5 protein-coding genes are annotated in these 4067 nt (G+C 60.4%); 2 read left to right on the top strand and 3 right to left on the bottom strand.

The genetic code is table 11. The features are described 5' to 3' along the window. The 3 genes from WA989_RS17620 to WA989_RS17610 all read right to left on the bottom strand — a co-directional run. The coding region (locus WA989_RS17620) for a prolyl oligopeptidase family serine peptidase (RefSeq protein ID WP_424341781.1) at window positions 1-1583 on the bottom strand (1583 nt) is incomplete at its 3' end. A 54-nt stretch (window positions 1584-1637) separates the two neighbouring features. Next, complete coding sequence (locus WA989_RS17615) at window positions 1638-2147, bottom strand: hypothetical protein (RefSeq protein WP_424341780.1); 510 nt, start codon at window positions 2145-2147, stop codon at window positions 1638-1640. A gap of 111 nt (window positions 2148-2258) precedes the next feature. Continuing rightward, on the bottom strand, window positions 2259-3170 hold the full coding sequence (locus WA989_RS17610) for a M48 family metallopeptidase (protein WP_424341779.1): 912 nt from the start codon (window positions 3168-3170) through the stop codon (window positions 2259-2261). 111 nt (window positions 3171-3281) lie between these two features. Here WA989_RS17610 and WA989_RS17605 point away from each other — a divergent pair, with 111 nt between their 5' ends. Next, window positions 3282-3824: a paraquat-inducible protein A gene (locus tag WA989_RS17605; protein ID WP_424341778.1), complete on the top strand. Its 543-nt coding sequence runs from the start codon at window positions 3282-3284 to the stop codon at window positions 3822-3824. Window positions 3825-3829: 5 nt separating this feature from the next. After that, window positions 3830-4067: MBL fold metallo-hydrolase (locus WA989_RS17600; RefSeq protein ID WP_424341777.1), on the top strand; the 238-nt coding region annotated here is incomplete at its 3' end.

Here is a 4067-nt window from a genome sequence, read left to right as displayed (position 1 = left end):
CCATAGACCAGCACCCGGTCGCTATCGAGGTCGGGCTGCGTCTCGATCCAGTCGAGCAGAGCGCCGATATCCTCGACCGATTTCTTGCGATTGAGGCCATTGTCGAGGCTGACATAGGTCTTGCCATAACCGGCGGACCCGCGAACATTCGGCACGACGACCGCCGCGCCCAGCTCAGTGACCCAGTACTGATAAGTCGATGCGAAATACGGCCGCGACTGACCTTCCGGACCGCCATGGATCGAGATGATCACAGGGTGCGGGCCTTGCGCCTCCGGCTTGTAGACGAAGGCCGGAATGTCCATCCCGTCCGCGTTTGGATAGTCAAAGAAAGTCGGCTCGACGAATTCGCTCGTATCGAGCCCTCCGACCTCGGCTGTCGTCCAGCGGGTCAGCTCCAGCGTATCGACATCGAACGACCAGGCGTCCGCCGGGCTGGTCGCGCCGGTGAAGGTGAAGCCGACATTCTCGCCAGCCGGATCGAAGACAAGACCGCCCGTCAGCCCGACAGGCAGGTCCGGGCCGTCCATCACCATCCCCGTGGTCAGATCGAGCAGCTTGATCGTGCCGAGACCGCCCTCATTGATCGAGAAGGCGACGAGATTTTCATCCGGTGAAAGCGCATAGCCTTCGACATCCCAGTTGATCTCGTCGGTATAGCTCGTCATCTCGCCTGTTGCCGGGTCGAGACGGACAAGGTTCTTGAACTCGGAGTCCTTGTCCGTCGTTGTCAGGATCGAGCCATCCTCGAGAAGATAAAGCCCATTATAGGCGACATCGTCATCGGGATTAATCTCGGTAAACGCGCCTGTCTCAAGGTCCAGCGTGAAGATCCGGCTCTTCTGAATTGAGACATATTGCTGGATCGCCACCGTGTTTCCATCAGCGGAAAAATCGACCGGGAAGAGAGCACCCTCGCCCTCATGGGCGACACGGATGGACGACGGATCGGCCGGATCGCCGACCATGATGTCATAATCCGGATCGCCATCGGTCGCCTTGTACCAGACGGCGGTATCGCCCGCATCAGACCAGACCAGCGAGCCATTGCGCGTGCCGGGCTCGGTGAACTGGGTGACGTCGCCGCTTGCCATGTCAAAGAGGTAGCCCTGATAGAATTCGTCGCCGCCTGTATCCTTGGAGAACAGGAAGCTGCCGCCTTCCGGATTGACGTCTGCGCCGCTGACCGGCTCATCATAGAAGGTTATCTGGCGCCGGGCCGCACGCGGAAACTCGACATGGTGGATCTGGCTCACCTCACCGAAGCGCGTCGAGATCAGGACACCGCGATCGGTCCAGTCTGCGAAGCCATGGGTGCGCACATTCTGGTACTGGCGTAGCCGCTCGCTCACGTCTTCGGGAATCTCCGGGATATTTTCCATGACCAGATTGCCCTCGGTCATGCGCTCCACACCCGGCTCGGACGGCGTCTCAAGCCGCGTCTCGCGGGGGGTGTTGAAGGTTCCCGGCGCGGTATTGGCCTCGAAGGGCGGTGCGCCTTCCGGTGGAACGGTCGTGCAGGCAGCCCCCATTACGAGCGCGGCGATGGCAGACGTGCGCAGGGCGATGGTCCGGATTGTCATGAATTTCCTCCAGGGAATCTGTGATCACTGGAGAAGACTTATAGGGCGCTTGGCCTACTCGTGAAGTCCGCAAGCCGACGCAGGCAGCGGATTGAGGACCAGCTGGCGCGCCGTCGGGATCGCCACATCGCGCACGATATAGCAGCCGGACAGCCTCATACGCGCCCACTCCTGGGGCGCATCGCCGCCCATGATCGGGCTATACTCGCACGACAGGCCATTGGCCGGATGGTGCACACGGTCGCCGACCCAGACCGTCATCAGAAGGTGGTTGGAGCCAGTCGGCACGGAAATGCTTTCAACATCGTCCAGCATGCCGAACTCGCAGGTCTGCGGCGTCGCAAACGTGCCGTCCGCCTGCTGCACGCCCGGCCAGGCGAGCGGCAACATGTTGAGATCGAGCAGAACGACATCGCGGTCTGACAGGTCTTCAAGCCCGGAAAGCGCTTTGAATTCCGCCTCGCCCGGCAGATCGCCTTCGACCGTTTTCACCACGCTCGTTTGAGCGGTCGCAACGCCAATTAGTGCGGAGGCAAATACGGAGATGATGGCCGTCCTGATCATGATCGAATCTCCTTCGCGCTCACCTATTCAGCACTAAAGCTGGCGATTGCGGCATACGAAAGGCATTTCCCCTCGCAGGTTTGCCCCATTCGCGTCTCGCCTGTGCATATCCTAGCGAAGCGGCCCGCAATTCTGCTCATACTGGTCCATTGCCTCGGGCATCCATTGGCGGAAATTCTCAGCCCGTGTGTCTGAGGCCGGGTGCGTCGACATCCATTCGGGCGGACGCTGGCCACCGACCTTGCCCATGCGCTCCCACAATTCAGGTGCCTCGCGCGGGTCGTAACAGGCGCGCACCAGAAGCTCGAGCCCGATCTTGTCGGCTTCGGCTTCGTGTTCGCGCGAAAAGGCCATCAGACCGCCCTGCGCGGCCATGCCGAGTGTCGCCATCACCATCTGGCGCTGGCCTGCATCCATGTCGCCGACCCCGACCGCCACAGCCGCCATGCCAAGCTGGGCGAGCTGGCCCTGGCTCATCCGTTTCGCGCCGTGATGGGCCAGCGCATGACCGATCTCATGCCCCATGACGACGGCAAGCTTGTCGGGATCGTCAATATCGGCGAGCGTCACCTCGCCATCATAATTGCCCGTAATGTCCATGATGCCGGTATAGATCGCGACATAGCCGCCCGGCAGGCAGAAGGCATTCGGTTGTTCGGAATCGATGACGTTGAAGGTCCACTCGAACTCGCGCGCGACGGGCGTGAAGTCATAGCCGGCTTCCAAATAATCCTGCTCCAGCTCGATCGCCGCCTTTTCCAGGCGCTCGCCAATCTCTCGCACCGTGGCGACAACTTCGAGGTCGTCATCCATGCAGGCGCCCGCCGACAGGGTGGGGCAGAGAAGATTGCCGCGTTCCTGCTGCAGGATCTGAGCATAGGACTGCGCGCCAAGCTTCGAGGCCTGGTTGATCGAGATCGTGTTGAACTCGGCCCGGCCGGAATACGGGTTCACTTCGCGATTGGAAAAATAATAGATGGCGAGGCCCACAAGAGCGATGAGAATAATAGCGCCGCGTCCCATATCCAGCCTCTCCTGATCCTGCACCGATTGCGTTCGCCGAAAAGCTAGCCCGATCTTCCGCCGCATGGAAGCGTTGACACAAATCGCGCCGTCTGACGTTGTTTGCACGACATGACAGATATCACCTCCACCGACCAATCAGCTGAAACCGCCGAGACAGAGGCGTCGAGAGACAAATTGCCGAGCAAGGTCATCGACGTTGTTTCCGAATGGCTGCTCTACGTCTCGGCCGCACTCATCATCATGGGCATCTCCCAGCCCTCGATCATGAAACCGAACACGATCGGCATTCAGATCGAGTACAATCTATGGGGGATCGTGCGCACCCTGTTCGAGTTCGATCTCGTCTTCATGGGCCTCGTGGTCATAGTTTTTTCCGGCATCTTTCCGCTGACCAAGACGCTGCTTGCCGCCGTCATCTTCCGGCGCGGCGCCCCGCCGAGCCCGAAACTCGCCTGGTGGCTGAACGTGCTGGCGAAATGGTCGATGCTGGATGTTTTCCTCGCCGCGCTGCTGATCGGCCTGTCGCAGACAATGGCCTATGTCGGCTTCATCCCGCGCATTGGCCTCTACTATTTCACCGTCGGCGTGATCCTGAACAATGTCGCGACGCTGCGTCTATCCTTTTCACGCTGGAAACCAGTGACTAAGTAGAAGACATGACAGACCAACAGACACAGCCCAAACTCGAAATCCGCGTCATCCCGACGACGCCGCTGCAGCAGAATACCAGCCTCATCTGGTCGATCGAGAGCAAGGAAGGCGTGTTCGTCGATCCGGGTGGCGATATCGACAAGCTGATGGGCGCGGCTGAACAGTTCGGCGTGAAGATCGTCGCGGTCTGGCTCACCCACGGCCATATGGACCATGCCGGCGCGGCCAAGGCCGTGAAGGACC

The sequence above is a fragment of the Henriciella sp. genome, from assembly GCF_049649345.1.
In the GTDB taxonomy this organism is placed as follows: Bacteria; Pseudomonadota; Alphaproteobacteria; order Caulobacterales; family Hyphomonadaceae; genus Henriciella.
This window is presented reverse-complemented; position numbering and strand designations above follow the sequence as displayed.